At 64.9% G+C, this 15229-nt stretch carries 16 protein-coding genes; 7 read left to right on the top strand and 9 right to left on the bottom strand.

Annotated elements, in window-relative coordinates; all coding sequences use genetic code 11:
• Window positions 1–50: 50 nt before the first annotated feature.
• From folK to P6U31_RS24430, 5 genes are all read right to left on the bottom strand, one after another.
• On the bottom strand, window positions 51–542 hold the full coding sequence (gene folK, locus P6U31_RS24450; RefSeq protein WP_407184322.1) for a 2-amino-4-hydroxy-6-hydroxymethyldihydropteridine diphosphokinase: 492 nt from the start codon (window positions 540–542) through the stop codon (window positions 51–53).
• Complete coding sequence (folB, locus tag P6U31_RS24445) at window positions 542–910, bottom strand: dihydroneopterin aldolase (protein WP_407184321.1); 369 nt, start codon at window positions 908–910, stop codon at window positions 542–544. Before folB ends, folK begins: the two co-directional genes overlap by 1 nt.
• A complete protein-coding gene (gene folP, locus P6U31_RS24440; protein ID WP_407184320.1) occupies window positions 907–1767 on the bottom strand; it encodes a dihydropteroate synthase in 861 nt (286 codons plus the stop codon). The genes folB and folP overlap by 4 nt, the downstream gene beginning before the upstream one ends.
• A gap of 261 nt (window positions 1768–2028) precedes the next feature.
• Window positions 2029–2436 carry a DUF4332 domain-containing protein gene (locus tag P6U31_RS24435; RefSeq protein ID WP_407184319.1) on the bottom strand — a complete coding sequence of 136 codons (408 nt, stop codon included), beginning with the start codon at window positions 2434–2436 and terminating at the stop codon, window positions 2029–2031.
• 26 nt (window positions 2437–2462) lie between these two features.
• The gene (locus P6U31_RS24430) at window positions 2463–2828 is read right to left on the bottom strand and encodes a DUF2267 domain-containing protein (protein WP_407184318.1); all 366 of its coding nucleotides are present in this window, start codon (window positions 2826–2828) and stop codon (window positions 2463–2465) included.
• A 347-nt stretch (window positions 2829–3175) separates the two neighbouring features.
• On the opposite strand from P6U31_RS24430, the gene P6U31_RS24425 reads away from it, so the two are divergent.
• Both P6U31_RS24425 and P6U31_RS24420 read left to right on the top strand, forming a co-directional pair.
• Window positions 3176–4795 carry a helicase HerA-like domain-containing protein gene (locus P6U31_RS24425; protein WP_407184317.1) on the top strand — a complete coding sequence of 540 codons (1620 nt, stop codon included), beginning with the start codon at window positions 3176–3178 and terminating at the stop codon, window positions 4793–4795.
• 134 nt (window positions 4796–4929) lie between these two features.
• Complete coding sequence (locus tag P6U31_RS24420) at window positions 4930–6324, top strand: M20/M25/M40 family metallo-hydrolase (RefSeq protein WP_407184316.1); 1395 nt, start codon at window positions 4930–4932, stop codon at window positions 6322–6324.
• A gap of 259 nt (window positions 6325–6583) precedes the next feature.
• Here P6U31_RS24420 and P6U31_RS24415 read toward each other — a convergent pair whose 3' ends face one another.
• Both P6U31_RS24415 and P6U31_RS24410 read right to left on the bottom strand, forming a co-directional pair.
• Entirely contained in the window at window positions 6584–7363 is a 780-nt protein-coding gene (locus tag P6U31_RS24415) for a class II aldolase/adducin family protein (RefSeq protein WP_407184315.1), read from the bottom strand.
• Window positions 7364–7497: 134 nt separating this feature from the next.
• Window positions 7498–9147: a glycosyltransferase family 39 protein gene (locus P6U31_RS24410; protein ID WP_407184314.1), complete on the bottom strand. Its 1650-nt coding sequence runs from the start codon at window positions 9145–9147 to the stop codon at window positions 7498–7500.
• Window positions 9148–9456: 309 nt separating this feature from the next.
• Between P6U31_RS24410 and P6U31_RS24405 the strand changes: the two genes are divergently transcribed.
• Window positions 9457–10302: a DUF308 domain-containing protein gene (locus tag P6U31_RS24405; RefSeq protein WP_407184313.1), complete on the top strand. Its 846-nt coding sequence runs from the start codon at window positions 9457–9459 to the stop codon at window positions 10300–10302.
• Between the two features lie 171 nt (window positions 10303–10473).
• Window positions 10474–10890, top strand: a complete 417-nt coding sequence (locus P6U31_RS24400) for a MucR family transcriptional regulator (protein WP_128924661.1) — start codon at window positions 10474–10476, stop codon at window positions 10888–10890.
• A 9-nt stretch (window positions 10891–10899) separates the two neighbouring features.
• On the opposite strand, the gene P6U31_RS24395 is transcribed toward P6U31_RS24400, so the two are convergent.
• Window positions 10900–11328 carry a SufE family protein gene (locus P6U31_RS24395; RefSeq protein ID WP_407184312.1) on the bottom strand — a complete coding sequence of 143 codons (429 nt, stop codon included), beginning with the start codon at window positions 11326–11328 and terminating at the stop codon, window positions 10900–10902.
• Between the two features lie 69 nt (window positions 11329–11397).
• The gene (locus P6U31_RS24390) at window positions 11398–11841 is read right to left on the bottom strand and encodes a DUF5330 domain-containing protein (RefSeq protein WP_407184311.1); all 444 of its coding nucleotides are present in this window, start codon (window positions 11839–11841) and stop codon (window positions 11398–11400) included.
• A gap of 411 nt (window positions 11842–12252) precedes the next feature.
• Between P6U31_RS24390 and P6U31_RS24385 the strand changes: the two genes are divergently transcribed.
• The 3 genes from P6U31_RS24385 (at window position 12253) to P6U31_RS24375 (ending at window position 15192) form a co-directional block, all read left to right on the top strand.
• Complete coding sequence (locus P6U31_RS24385) at window positions 12253–14133, top strand: PAS domain-containing sensor histidine kinase (RefSeq protein WP_407184310.1); 1881 nt, start codon at window positions 12253–12255, stop codon at window positions 14131–14133.
• Window positions 14126–14830 (top strand): peptidoglycan-binding domain-containing protein, encoded by a 705-nt coding sequence (locus P6U31_RS24380; RefSeq protein ID WP_407184309.1) that lies wholly within the window; start codon window positions 14126–14128, stop codon window positions 14828–14830. The genes P6U31_RS24385 and P6U31_RS24380 overlap by 8 nt, the downstream gene beginning before the upstream one ends.
• Window positions 14831–14982: 152 nt before the next feature.
• Complete coding sequence (locus P6U31_RS24375) at window positions 14983–15192, top strand: hypothetical protein (protein ID WP_407184308.1); 210 nt, start codon at window positions 14983–14985, stop codon at window positions 15190–15192.
• The last annotated feature ends 37 nt before the right edge of the window (window positions 15193–15229 follow it).

Genomic DNA, 15229 nt, shown 5'->3' with positions numbered 1-15229 from the left:
CGCAGGCGAATTTGCCACGGCGGACCGTCCCTGCAAACGGTCGTTTTTGGTTAACCGGTATCCGGAAGCCGCTCAATGCCTTGCGTCGAGACGCTGGCGAGGGCATCGCGCACGCGAATGCCCGAGATCACGCGGTCGGGCGCGATTTCAGCCAGCGGCACCAGCACGAAGGCGCGCTCGAACAGGCGCGGATGCGGCAGCGTCAGGTCCGGCTTCTGCAAGGACACATCGTCATAGGCGATCATGTCGAGATCGAGGGTGCGCGGACCCCAGCGCCGGTCCTTGTCCCGCGTGCGGCCGAACTTCTGCTCGACCTTCTGCAGCACGAACAGCAACGCGTGCGGATCGAGGCCGGTCTCGATCTCGATGCAGGCGTTGATGAAGGCGGCTTGGTCCTCGTCGCCCCAGGGTGGCGTCGCGTAGTCAGCGGAGCGCGCGATCAACGCGGCTTGCGCCATGCCACAGATATGGGCGATCGCCTTCCTGAACGTCGCGCGGACATCGCCGACATTGCCGCCGAGCGCGATCAGGACGCTCGCCATCAGAGGTGCCGCGAGCGCGTCAGCACGATACCGACATCGTCGAAGATCGCGGCGATCGGCGCGTGCGGCTTGTGCACGGTGACCTTCACGGCGCGGATGCGCGGGAAGTGCGACAGGATGGCGTCGGCCACCGCGCCGGCCGCGCGCTCCAAAAGCTTGTAATTGGTATTCTTGAACGCCGCCGTCGTTGTCGCCACGACGTCGGCGTAGGACACGGTATCGGCGAGCCGGTCGCTGCGCGAGGGCTCCGACAGGTCGGTATAGAGCTCGAGGTCGATGACGAAGCGCTGGCCGACCTCGGTCTCGTGATCCATCACGCCGTGACGGGCATGGATCGATAGGCCGGTGACGAAGATCGTATCGGTCATTGCTTGCCCTCGATCGCATTCGCCACCCGCAGCGCCTGCAAGGTCTCGGCGACGTCATGGGTCCGGATGATCCTTGCGCCGCGCTGTGCGGCGATCAGATGCGCGGCGAGCGAGCCCGCGAGCCGCTCTTTCGGCTCCGACGGCGACACCGAGGCGATGAAGCGCTTGCGCGAGGCGCCGACCAGGATCGGCAGGCCGAACATCTCGAATTCGCGTAAGCGCGCCAGCGCCGTCATGCTCTGCTCGGCGGTCTTGCCGAAGCCGATGCCGGGGTCGAGCACAATCTGGTCGCGCGCGATGCCGGCCTTTGCCGCGATGTCCAGCGAGCGCAGGAAGAACGTCTTCATGTCCGTGATGATATCGATGGCGGGATCGGCATCGTCGCGGTTGTGCATGACGATGACGGGGACACCTCTTTCGGCCACCAGCGGCGCCATGGCGGGGTCGCGTTGCAGGCCCCAGACGTCGTTGGCGATCGCCACGCCCTGGTCGAGCGCGAAGGCCACCACCTTGGCCTTCATGCTGTCGATCGAGACGGGCACGCCGAGCGCCACGACGCCAGCCAGCACCGGCTGCAGCCGGGCGAGCTCATCGTCAGCCGTGACCGGCCGGGCGCCCTTGTAGGGCCGGGTGGATTCCGCGCCGATGTCGATGATGTCGACGCCAGCCTCGATCATCGCCCGTGCACGCGCCAGCGCCTGCTCGGGCGCGATGAACTCGCCACCGTCGGAGAAGGAATCCGGTGTCACATTGAGCACGCCCATCACCGCCGGGATCGGTCGCTGCAGCAGCGTCCGCAGCAGATCAGGCCCGGCCGAGCCGGCCGGCGGGACGGTTTTGGGGGGCGAGGCGTTCATGGAGGTGGCTTTAGCGGGCGGGGATGGGGGATTCAAGGCAGGATTGGGCCAACTACAAGCTGAGTTGCCGGTGAGGGAGCCATGCTCTCGCCCGCACTTCGCCATTGCGAGCGCAGCGAAGCAATCCAGATTGCCGCTGCCAAAAAATTCTGGATTGCTCGCGCGGAGCCTGTCATCGGGCCGCGCTTCGCGCGGAGCCGTTGGCTCGCAAGGACGACTTGGCAAGTAGCGGTGACCTGTCGGCCCTGCCGTATCTCCGGATCAATACGTAATCTTCGGCGGCAGCTTCTTCGCCTTGGCGATGATGTCGCCGACCGACTTCTCCGAGGGCAGGATACGGAGCAGCTTCTTCTTCTCGTTGGCGTCGCGCATGCTCTGGGCGAGCCTTGCCGGATTTCGATAGGCGAGCTCGCGCACGGTGGTGACGCCGGCGGCGCGGACCAGGCCGACCTTGGCCCGGCCCATGCCGGGGATGCGCATGTAGTCGGAGACATTGGCCCATTCCAGCAGCAGCTGCTCGCTGATGCCGGTCTTGGCGGAAAGCGCCTTGCGGCCCTTCACCGTGCCGGCCGCCTCGAGCAGCGCGTCGGTGGTGCGGATACCCTGCGCCTTCAACTTGTTGGCGGCAAAGACCGACAGGCCCTCAATCTCGGAGATGGGATATGTCATGGTGCTCGATATGAAATGCCAAGGCTTCAGGCGAACTGGCTGAGACCCGGCGTCCCCGCAACGATCTTGCCCATCTGATCTGCTCCGATTTTGTCTCGGCCGTAGCGGAAAAGTTCACGGGCGACGTTTTGAATCTCGGACATGCCGAGCCCGAGGCCCATCAGGCGCGTGCCGACCGCCATCAGGCCGCCGCCCATCAGCCGAGACAATCCGCCGCCGCTCCTGGACGCCTCGATTGCCGCTTCCGCTCCGGGGATCTGATCGATCAGGGCCTGCACGCTGTCGGAAGGACCCTCGCTGCGGAGGAAGCCCAGGATGATGCCGACGGTTTTTTCAGCGACAGCACTATCTATGCTGGCGTTTGTCGCCAGCCGCCCGATCAGTTCGTCCATAATGCCCGCCCCTCAGCCGGTTTGCATGCCGGAGTATTTCTTTCGAAAATGATCTTGAGCCGGTGTGATGTGAAATTCAAGCGATGAACGCAGGCGTTGTCGCGATTCATCCTCGAACGCGCGAAAAGTGTTGCAGCGGTGCAAGAGCGGAGATGGAATCGGCGAAAAATTGCCGCGTTGCGAACAGCTTGTCCCTACTTTCGGCTGATCTCGTCCGTCTGTTTCGGACCATGTCGCATGACGGGCGCCTGTTCAATGGATTTAATCGGTGCGCGACATGCATTAAACTACGGAACTGATACTTTGAGTTTCGATACGCGAAACCGACAGGAAGATCAGAGAGAAGAATGACCGCACAGGACAGCAAGCTCGGCGATACCGACGACAGGATCTTCGTCGGCAAGGGAGACGAGCAGGCATGGCTGACGCTGGCGCTCGCCAATCGCCACGGCCTCGTCACCGGTGCAACCGGAACCGGCAAGACCGTGACGCTGCAAGTGATGGCGGAAGGATTTGCGCGCGCCGGTGTTCCGGTCTTCGCGGCGGACATCAAGGGCGACCTTTCAGGCATCTCCGAGGTCGGCGTGCCCAAGGACTTCATCGTCAAGCGCGCAACCGAGATGGGGCTTGATTTCCAGCCTGATCAGTTCTCGACGGTGTTCTGGGACGTGTTCGGCGAGCAGGGCCACCCGGTGCGCGCGACCGTCACGGAAATGGGACCGCTGCTGCTGGCGCGCATGCTCGACCTCAATGACGTGCAGGAAGGCGTGCTCAACGTCGCCTTCCGCGTCGCCGACGACGCCGGCCTGACCCTGATCGACATGAAGGATCTGCGCGCGTTGCTCGATGCCATCGTGCCCGAGAGCGGCAAGAAGGGAGCGGACGCGGAGGAGGATCCACTCGCAGCCATCCGCAAGGCCGCGCAGGGCTTCGGCAATGTCACCAAGGCCACCGTCGGCACCATCCAGCGCCAGCTCCTGGTGCTGGAGAACCAGGGCGGCACCAAGTTCTTCGGCGAGCCGGCGCTGGCGCTGAAGGACTTCATGAAGACCGACCGCGACGGCCGCGGCATGGTCAATATCCTCGTGGCCGACAAGCTGCTGCAGAGCCCGCGGCTCTATGCGACGTTCCTGCTGTGGATGCTGTCGGAGCTGTTCGAGGAGCTGCCCGAGGCCGGCGATCTGCCCAAGCCGAAGCTGGTGTTCTTCTTCGACGAGGCGCATCTGCTGTTCAACGACGCGCCAAAGGCGCTGATGGACAAGATCGAGCAGGTCGTGCGCCTGATCCGCTCCAAGGGGGTGGGCGTCTACTTCGTGACGCAGAACCCGATCGACGTACCCGATCGCGTGCTCGGACAGTTGGGTAACCGGGTGCAGCATGCGCTCCGCGCCTTCACCCCGCGCGACCAGAAGGCGGTTGCGGCCGCAGCCCAGACCTTCCGCCCCAACCCGAAGCTCGACACCGCCAAGGTGATCACGGAGCTCGGCAAGGGCGAGGCGCTCGTGTCCTTCCTCGAGGGCAATGGCACGCCGGCGATGGTCGAGCGGGTGATGATCCGGCCGCCATCGGCCCGGATCGGGCCGATTACGCCGGAAGAGCGCAAGGCGATCATGGATGCAAGCCCGGTGAAGGGCAAATACGACACCGCCGTCGATGCCGAATCCGCCTACGAGATGCTTCAGAAGCGCATTGCCGGCACCGCGGCCACGGCCGACGCTCCGGCCGGCGAAAGCGGCGGCATTCTCGGCCAGATCGGCTCGATCGTCGGAACCATCTTCGGCACCAACGTCAAGCGGGGCCGCCTGTCGACCGGCCAGATCATCGCACGGGACGTGACGCGTTCGGTCACCAACCAGGTGATCGGCGGGATGGCGGCCAATATCGGCAAGTCGGTCGGTGGCCAACTCGGCGGCTCGATCGGCCGCACGCTGGTCCGCGGCGCGCTCGGCGGATTGCTGCGGAGGTAAGCTGCTCGGTTGTGGCCATCTTTCGAGCCGCTCGCCGTGGGCAGGCTTGCTGTGCCGTGTCGTGGCTGGCACCGGCGCGGTGACGGCGCTAAAAGCCGAGGACTACCGAGATCCAGCAATCAGGACCCACCACCATGGCCAATGCGCAGCTTCAATCCGTGCTCGATCACATCGACAAGGACTTCGACAACAGCCTGGAGCGCCTGTTCGCGCTGTTGCGGATCAAGTCGATTTCCGCGGATCCGGCCTTTGCCGGGGATTGCAAGGCGGCAGCGGACCATCTCGCCAAGGACATCGCGAGCCTCGGCGTCGCCACCGAGGTGCGGCCGACCGCGGGCCATCCGGCGATCGTCGGCAAGACCAGCGCCGGCGGGCGGCCGCACGTGATCTTTTACGGCCATTACGATGTGCAGCCGGTCGATCCGCTCGATCTCTGGCACCGTCCGCCGTTTGAGCCCGTCGTGACCGATCACGCGGACGGCCGCAAGATCATCGTCGCGCGCGGTGCCGAGGACGACAAGGGGCAGGTGATGACCTTCGTCGAGGCCTGCCGCGCCTGGAAGAAGGTGACCGGCTCGCTGCCCATCGACATCACCTTCCTGATCGAGGGCGAGGAGGAGGTCGGCTCGAAGAATTTTGTCCCCTTCATCGAGGCCAACAAGGACGAGTTCAAGGCCGACTACGTCCTGGTCTGCGACACCGGGATGTGGGACCGCAACACGCCGGCGATCACGACCTCGCTGCGCGGCCTGCTCTATGAAGAGCTGAAGATCACTGCCGCCAATCGCGACCTGCATTCCGGCGTGTTCGGCGGCACTGCGATGAATCCGATCCGGGTGCTGACGAAAATTCTCGGCGGTCTGTTCGACGATGACAACCGCATCACCATTCCCGGCTTCTATGATGGCGTGAAGGACCTGCCGCCCGACATCCTCGAGCAATGGAAGAAGCTCAATCTGACGCCTGAGATGTTTCTCAAGCCGATCGGCCTGTCGATCCCGGCCGGCGAGAAGGGCCGCCTCCTGATCGAGCAGGCCTCGTCCCGCCCGACCTGCGACGTCAACGGCATCTGGGGCGGCTATATCGGCGAGGGCTCCAAGACGGTGATCCCCTCACACGCCTCGGCGAAGGTCTCGTTCCGCCTGGTCGAAGGGCAGGATCCGCAAAAGATTCGCAAGGCGTTCCGCGATTACGTCACGGCACGGCTTCCGGGCGACTGCAAGGTCGAGTTCGGCGACCATTCCGCCGCGCCCGCCGTCGCACTCGACTGGAACATGAAGCCGCTCGCCGCCGCCAGCAAGGCGCTCAGCGAGGAATGGGGCAAGGAGACCGTGCTGATGGGCTCGGGCGCCTCGATCCCGATCGTCGCCGACTTCAAGCGCACGCTTGGCCTCGATTCGCTGCTGGTCGGCTTCGGCCTCGACGACGACAACATCCACTCGCCGAACGAGAAGTACGACCTGCGAAGCTTCCAGAAGGGCATCCGCTCCTGGGCAAGGATTCTCGCGGCGCTGGCTGAAGTGAAGTGAGACCCCCAAAGCTCTATCCTCGTCATTGCGAGCCACCGGGTCCGCGCATCGCGCGGCCCGATGACAGGCTCCGCGAAGCAATCCAGAAATCCCTCCGCGGAAACAGTCTGGATTGCTTCGTCGCAAGGGCTCTTCGCAAGGACGGGTGCGGCGACCGCTACCTCCCAGAACAAAAACGCCGCCCGGAATTGGGCGGCGTTTCATTCCAAAACGTGCAGAGGTAGTTCGACGAAGACGCTACCTCAAATCAGTGAAAATTTCAAGCCCGATAACCGGGATTGACGCGGTCGAGCTTGCGCAGCAGCGGCGGCCACACGAGGTTGGTGGCGCGCAGCTCGGCGCGATCGCGGTTGGCGAGCAGCTCGGTGTTCTTCTCGATCGCAATCTCCTCGACCGGATAGACCGGCGTGCCGAGTGCGCGCGTGCGCACCTGCATCGAGCAGGCGCGCTCGAGGTGGTACATGCGCTCGAACGCGGAGGCGACCGAGCGGCCGACTGTCAGGGTGCCGTGATTGCGCAGCAGCATGTGATTGTGGTCGCCGAGATCCTTCTGGAGCCGCGGCCGCTCGTCGTGGTCAAGCGCGATGCCTTCATAATCGTGATAGGCGAGGTCGTGGGTGACGAGCTGGGCGGTCTGGTTCAGCGGCAACAGGCCTTCGGCGCTGCTCGACACCGCGGTGCCGTCGAGCGTGTGGAGATGCAGCACGCAGATCGCATCCTCGCGCACCTCGTGGATCGCCGAATGGATGGTGAAGCCCGCCGGGTTGATGCTGTATTCGCTCTCGGAGAGCTGGTTGCCGTGCAGGTCGACCTTGACCAGGCTCGAGGCGGTGATCTCGTCGAACATCAGCCCGTAGGGGTTGATGAGGAAATGATGCTCGGGGCCGGGCACGCGGGCGGAGATGTGGGTGTCGACCAGATCGTCCCAGCCGTACAGCGCGACAAGGCGATAGCAGGCGGCGAGATTGACCCGTTGCTGCCACTCCGCCTCGGTCATGTTGGAGGGCACCTCCCTCAGGCGGGCTTCTGCTGGCGACATGGCTGATCTCTCCGAACATCGTTGTTGCAGAGAGGGAGCGTAGTCGTGGGCGAGACCGGCAGCAAGGCGCTCAAAGCGCGGCAGTCAAGCGCCGCCCGCATGGAGCCACCGGGCCGCGGCTGCGGAGAAGAATCCTACGGTGCCGGGATCGACAGCAGGCTGGAGATGCTGCGGCCGCGGATGTCGTAGACGCGGGCGAACACCACGTCGTCGCGCTTGATCTCGACCATCACGGGCGCCGTGAGGCCCTTGCAGTAGAATTCGCCGAGCGTCATGGCGAAATCGGCCGCGTTGGAATCCCAGCCGATGGTGAAGTCGGGCCCGAGGGCGACCTGCGCCGGGCGCTGCGGACCGCACACCGCGACCTTCCATTTGCGATTGGTCGGCGGCACTTCCTGCCGCTCGACAAGCTGCTCGCGCAATTCGTCGGAGGCCTGCTTCAAGGCGAGGCCCCAATAGTCCAGCATGAAGCGGTCGTCGGCGCCGCGGACGGTGCCGGCAATGTGGTTGAAGTGCGTGTACTGATAGGGATGCAGCCGGATCATCTCGGCGAGCGACAGCGCAAGGCCAAAGCAGAAGGTCGCGAGCACGACCGGCTGCCAGGTGCGGTGATTGGCGCGCAGGCGCTCCATGGCCCACGCGAAGGCGACGCCGCCGAGCACGGCCATCGGCGGAATCACGAACACGAAATGGCGGATGCCGTTGTACAGCGCCGGCCGTTTCACCATCGCGATCGCAAGCGGCAGGGTCGCCGCCAGCGTCAGCATCAAGAGGATGGTTTTGCGCCGCGCCGGAACCTCGCGTCGCGGCAGCATGGCGAACGTGCTGAACACGGCGCCCGCCATCAGCACCAGCATCACCTCGGGCAGCTGCAGCGCGAACAGCGTCGGCAGATAGGACCACGGCATGTCGGGCACCGACACGATTGCGCCGTCGAACATCTCCTTCCACGGCTTCTCGAAAAAATGCGAGAAGTAGGTCAGCGCCTCGAAGGGGTTGCCGGGCTCCATGATCGACCAGGGCCAGATCAACCCCATCACGAGATAGCCGAACGCGAGGCCGGGCAGCAGCACATAGACGACATGGGCGAAGCGGCGAACGGACTCGCGCAAACCTTCAGTGCGGAGTTCCTCCAGCAACAGCGGGATGAAGCCGAGCACGGCGTAGACCAGCGCGAGCCCACCGAGAACGCGGCAGCCGAGCGAGAGGCCGGAGCCCAGGCCAACGATCAGAACCGTGCGCGGCGACGGCTGCGGATATTCCTCGGCGAGGCGGACGAGGCCGAGCATCAGGATGATCATGGCCACCGCGAAGGGCGCATCCTTCGGGTTCATGAACATGTGGCCGTAGAAAATTGGGCAGAGCGCAAGCAGGAGCAGCGCCGCGAGGCCTGCGAGCGGTCCGCCGATGCGGCGGCCGAGTCGCCAGGTCACGGCGAGCCCGATCACGCCGACGATGGCGCCGACCAGACGGCGCGTTTCGAACAATTCGAGCGGAATGACTTTGTGGAGCAGGGCCGCGACCATGTCGAAGCCGCCGCCATACATGTAGAGATTGGCGAAGGAGAGCGCCGCGGTGTCCTTGAAGCCGGAACCGAACATGCGCAGCAACAGGTCGGCATATTCAGCGTGGGTGTAGTCGTCCCAGCCGAGGCCGTAGTCGCGGAAGGTCAAGCCTGCAATGACGGCCACGACAGCCAGCACCAGCATGGCGAGATCGTCGCAAGTGCGTTCGACCGAGCGCCGTTGAGGCGTGTCGATCGCCGAAGTCGTGATGGATGTCATGGCTATCGGTGCCCCGGAATCCCCTTTAGGCCCTGCTGGTGCGCGCGGGCCTCAACCCCGGACTCCCTATAGCGCAGTTCCATTACCAAGTAATTGGGCATTATGGCTAAATTCCTGATGCGACGCAGCAATTCCGGATTTCGAGCACAATCTAGCAGTAGCGAGCGGTAGCTGAAGGGAATGTGAATAAGTCCCTGATTTCCTTCCCTTTAGGAACGTTGCCCGCAATTGGCCGTTGGCGCGGAACAGCGTAAGACGGTATCGTGGCGTGACGGGTCGCGCGTGGTTGTGCGGCCGGGGGTGAGTTCGATGACCTTGGCATTGTTGATCGCGGGGATTTTCGCCGTTCTGGCGGGCCTCCTTGCGATCCTGTTTGGCTTCTCCGTCAGGGAGTTCAGCCTCGGCAGCCCCCTCATAATCTCCGGCACGATCGCAGTCTGCTCCGGGATGTTACTGGTCGGCCTGTATGTCGTGGTCGCGGAACTGAAGGAGATCGCGCGCCGGCTGGCCGGTGCGCCGTCCGAGGTTCGGGTCAGGCCCGTGCTGCCAGGCCTCGCTGCATCAGGCAGTGCTGGGTCCGAGCCGATGCCCGTCTCGGCCGCGAGGACCGAGCCGCCACCGCCACCACCGGCGGCAGGTCCACCGCCGTGGCAGAGCGAAGCCGCCGCGCGCGAGCGTCCGCGCACCGAGACGTCGGCAGAGCCGGACGCTCCGCCGCTGCCTGCGGCTCCGGAAGCGCCGCGCCGGCGCAACCTGTTGTTCGCCTCCACCTCGCGCAAGGAGCGCGAGCGTGCGGAGGCAAAGGCCAGCGAGGCGCCGCCGCCCCATGACGAACCCGCGGGGCAGGACACTCCGCCTCCCAGTTTCGACGACGCCTGGCCGAAGCCGGACCGCACGCGTCCGCCGGAGCCGCCGGTCGGTCCGCGCCGCCCGCCGCCGCGCTCGCCCTTTGCGGAAGCCGCTCCCCCGCCGCCTTCACCTGAGCCGCAGGCCGAGCCCGAGAAGCCGCCCGTCACCGTGCTCAAGTCCGGCGTCGTCGACGGCATGGCCTATTCGCTCTATTCGGACGGGTCGATCGAAGCCCAGATGCCGGAGGGCATGATGCGTTTTGCTTCCATCGACGAGCTCCGCTCCCATCTGGATCAGCGCGGCTGAGGCGGCCCGCGCTCGAGGCCGGTGCCCAACTGGCGTCCAAGTAAAGCGCCGCCGTTCAGCAGTAATCAGCCCGTCATCGTCAGTCGTCGTGTTCAGCCGAACGTATTCTTGACAGGGAATACTCCGACGTCGTCAATCCCGTGAGCCACGAGGCGAACAAGGGACGGGCGCATGTCGGATGCGGGGGCGAAGAATTTCATCGAGCTGACGGCGAGCATCGTGTCGGCCTATCTCAGCAACAATGCGACGCCGGCGGCCGAGATCCCGAACCTGATCAGTCAGGTGCACGGCGCCTTGGTGCGGGTCTCGTCAGGCCGCACCGAGACGGCGCCGCTGGAGCCCGCAAAGCCGGCCGTCTCGCTGAAGAAGTCGATCGCGCCCGATTATCTGGTCTGCCTGGAGGACGGCAAGCGCTTCAAGTCGCTGAAGCGCCATCTGCGCACGCAGTACAACATGACGCCGGAGCAATACCGCGAGAAATGGGGCCTGCCGGCCGATTACCCCATGGTGGCGCCGAACTACGCCGTGGCGCGCTCGCAGCTCGCCAAGCAGATGGGCCTCGGGCAGCAGCAGCGAAAGCGGAAGTAGCCGAGCATCTCACGTCGCTTCGGCGAGCGCCTCTCTCGCGTCGGTCTTGATGCGCTCGACCATCGAGCGCAGGCCGTTGGAGCGCTGCGGCGTCAGATGGTCGCGAAAGCCGAACTCGTTGAACACGGCAATCGCGTCGGTATCGAGGATCTGCTGCGGCGTGCGGCCCGAATAGAGCGCGAGCACGATCGCGACCAGCCCGCGCACGATATGCGCGTCGCTGTCGCCGCGATATTTCAGGATCGGTGCGCCATTGCTGCGGTCGACTAGCTTCTGCAGCCAGACCTGGCTGACGCAGCCGTTCACCTTGTTCTCGGCGGAGTGTTCCGCCTCCGGCATCGGTTCCAGGGTACGGCCGAGCTCGATGACATACCGGTAGCGGTCATCCCACTCGTCCAGAAGCTCGAAATTGTCCCTGATTTCGTCGATCGTCGTCATGCGTGGCCCACGGTTCCGCTTCCCGGCAATATAGGGATGCGAAGCGGTGAAATCGATAGGATTCGGGGCCTAATTCGCCGGCTGCGGGCCGCGCCATTCCAGCGCGAGGTCGTCCTGGCTCAGCGTGTCGCGCGGCGCTTCGCCCGAGATGGCGTCGCCTTCGCCGACCATCGCGATCGAGCCGGTATGGTCGGGCGCCTTCTTGTCGTTCTTCTCGTTCCTCTCGTTCTTGTCGTTGGTGATCTGCTCCTTCTTGTCGTTGATGATCTGATAGAGCTTCTTCGCGCCGTCCTGGGCGCGCTGACCGATGATGGTCGCGGCTTGTCCGCCGACCTCGCAGGCGGCCGGCTGGCGCTTGCAGAACTGGGTCATGTCGGAGACGGCCGCGGTCGCAGCCTGAACCGCATCGGCAGCGCCGATCTGCGGCAGCTTGTCCGATTCGGGTGTCTTGTCCCGTGGCAGGAGCACCAGCACCAGCCCGAGCCAGAATGTGATGCGGAGCAGAAAGCGCATCTTGTCGACCTGTATCGTGGATCCCGTCCGCGGCGATGGTCCGCGCGCGTTTCGACCCAGCAACTCTCGATAAATCGCAAGTGATTGCCTTGAGCTTAATTCGCCGGAAATTGACGCAAAATTCTTCGCGATCGACGATGTCGTAAATTTTCGATTGACGCCGGCGCCCGTGATTCTGCCGGCGGACAAATCCACCAATTCGAAACCATGAGCGGGAAGGTGAAACTCTGTGTTCACCATCCTCGCCGAAGACGTCGCCAAATCGTCTAAAAAGCCCGGCGATGTCTCGGCGCCCGGCTGCACGCCGTGCCGCCTTAGCACTCGTTTAAGGTCGCTCTGACACGGTGGCTCAACGACAAGGAGGCGTTCCGGCGCGTCTTCTCAGGACGATTGAGCCGAAGCGCGAGACCCGTGACAGTTTTGAGTATCATCCGCGATTGTCTCGATGCGCTGCTGCATCCCTCCGCGCGTTACGATGCGCTGATGCGAGCGCGCCATCGTGCCTTCATGGCGCCGCGGCTGCTCGGCAGCCTGGCCGCCTTTGCCGCATTTCCGGTCTATCTCGCCATGCGTGGCGCGCCGAGCGCGCTCGAGGTCGCCGCCTTCGCCTGGCTGATCGCACCCATCCTGCTGTCCTGGTTCCTGTCGCGCACCGGCCGCTATGAAGGCGCGCATGTGCTGTCGTCGCTGGCGCTCGCCGGGCTGATCATGGCGGTCGCGGGCACCACGGGCGGCATCGAATCCTTCGCCGCGGTCTGGCTCGTCGTGGTTCCGCTCGAAGCCGCGCTGTCGGCCTCGCGCCGTGTCACCGCCTTCGCGTCGCTGCTCGCACTGTCCTGTGCGGGGCTCCTGATCCTCGGCAGCCAGCTCGGCTGGCTGCCGTCGGCAGACATCAGCGCCGCAGAACGCGGCGTGCTGATGGCCTGCGGCGTCGCCTCGGCAACGCTCTATGCTGCGGCTCTCGCCTTCGGCGCGGAATCGCTCGCGCGCACCAGCGTCGCGCTGCTCTCGCGCGAGGAGGAGCGCTACCGTCTGCTGGCCCGCAACATGAGCGATGTGATCTCGCGGCATCAGCGCAACGGTGCGGTGCAGTTCATCTCGCCGGCGGCGGAGGCCATGCTCGGCGCACCAGTGGCGCAACTGCTCGGTCATGGCCTGTTCGACCGCGTCCATGTCGCCGATCGTCCGGCCTATCTCACGGCACTTTCCGACGCCGCGTGCGGCGACGTGTGCAGCGTCGAGTTCCGGCTACGGCGTGAACCCGATGGTTCGGAACGCGGCCAGGTCGATTTCCTCTGGGTCGAGATGCGTTGCCGCCCGCTCGAGCAGGATAGGGGCCAGAATCCTCACAGCGACGCCACGCGCGAGGCCGAGGTCGTCGCCGTGATGCGCGACGTCACCGACCACAAGCTGTCCGAGCAGGCGCTGGATCGGGCGCGCAGCGCCGCGGAAGCGGCCGATGCCGCCAAGACGCGCTTCCTCGCCACCATGAGCCATGAGCTGCGGACGCCGCTGAACGCCATCATCGGCTTCTCCGAGATGATCGCGCAGGAGCAGACCCTGATGCTGGGCGCGGCCCAGCGCCGGGAATATGCCCAGCTCATCAACGATTCCGGCCAGCATCTCCTGTCGGTCGTCAACGGCATCCTGGACATGTCGAAGATGGAGTCGGGCAATTTCGAGATCGCGTCCGAGCCGTTCGCGCCGCGCGCCTCGCTCTTGCATTGCTGCAATCTGTTGGCGCTGAAGGCGCGGGAGAACGGCATCGACCTCATCACCGACGCGCCGCAGGACCTGCCGGTCATGACCGGCGATCCCAGGGCCTTCAAGCAGATCGTGCTCAATCTCGTCGCCAACGCCATCAAGTTCACCGAACGCGGCGGTCAGGTTTCCGTTTCCGCTGCGGTGACCGGCTCGCAGCTGATGCTGCGCATCAGCGACACCGGGGTCGGCATCGCGCCCGACGACCTCAAGCGTATCGGCGCGCCGTTCTTTCAGGCCGGCAGGACCTATCAGCGTCGTCACGAAGGCACCGGCCTCGGACTCTCGATCGTGAAGAGTCTCGTGGCGTTGCATCTCGGCGAATTGACGGTACAAAGCAGGCTGGGGGAGGGCACCGCCGTCACCGTCAAGCTGCCTCTCCTCTACGCACCGCCGCAAGCCAAGCCGGCCGAGAGCAAGATCGCGACGTTGACGCCGGTGCTGCGCCAGGAACTTCAAGGTCAGGAGCTTCAAGACCACGCTCACGACCAGCCTCAGGACCAACCCGCTCTGGTGAAGAAAAGTGCCTAAGAAGTCTGCCAAGGACGAAACCGCTCCGCGCCGCCGTGGCGCCAAGGCCGCGGTTGTCGACGTCGAGACCGAGCGCAATCTCGTGATGCGCGTGCTGTTGCACAGCCCCAAGGATACGCTGGCAGGTCTCGTCGCCGTCGCCGCGATCAGCGCGATCGTTGCCAATGCGCTATTCCTGCAGACCGGCCGGCATCCGGCGCCGATGTTCGGCACCGTGATCAATCTGCCCGCGCCGTCATCGGTGCCGCTGCCCAATCCCTTGCCGCGTCCGCGCCCAGTCGGCGCCGATACCTCGCCGCTGGAGCCGCGCGCGACCGAGTTCCGCGCCGAGCCAAAGCCTGCCGAGCGAGCCGTCGAGAAGCCGGTGGAGAAACCCGTCGAGGCGACCGCATCGACACGCGCCAACGATCCGATGACCAATCTGGTCCGTCAGACGACCTCGACGCCGTCCTCCGCGATGCGTCCGCCGGCGCCGATTCCCTCGCCGCAGAGTCCGGCAGCGCGGCGTATCGCCGGCGTGCAGCGCGCGCTGTCCGAATATGGCTACGGCAATTTGAAGATCACGGGCGCGATGAACGGCGAGACCCAGTCGGCGATCCAGAAGTTCGAGCGCGAGCACAAGATGCAGGTCACCGGCCAGCTGTCCGATCGGCTGCTGCGCGAACTCGGCGCCGCGATCGGCCATTCCGTCGAATAACACGGATTCCGCTGTCATTGAGGCGGATCAATTCCGGGCGTCCCGCACCGGCAGAGCATGCGCGTCCCGGAGGCGCGATTTGCTTGGAATCAATGACGCCGGCAGCTTCGAGCAACATAGTTGCCCATCTTCAACGAAGAAGAGAGGGTGTCATGTTCAAGGTCTCCGTTCTGGTCTGGATCATGCTGGGCACGGTGCTGGCGGGCGTCAGCCTGATCGTGGTGCTGATGGTGCCGAGTTTTGCCGCCAACGCCATCAGGAACATTCCCTATGCGGTCGCTGTTGGGTTTGCGCTCGCAATGCCGCTGTCATATCTCGTCGCATGTCAGATCCGCGGCGGGCAAGGCATCGGCAAGGCGTGACAATCGGACGCTGACACTGGCGGCGCGCGCCGCGCTG

Origin of the sequence: Bradyrhizobium centrosematis (assembly GCF_045571495.1) — a bacterium.
GTDB classification, from domain to species: domain Bacteria; phylum Pseudomonadota; class Alphaproteobacteria; order Rhizobiales; family Xanthobacteraceae; genus Bradyrhizobium; species Bradyrhizobium centrosematis.
Note: the sequence above shows the minus strand (reverse complement) of the source record. Positions and strands in the feature narration are given on the sequence as shown.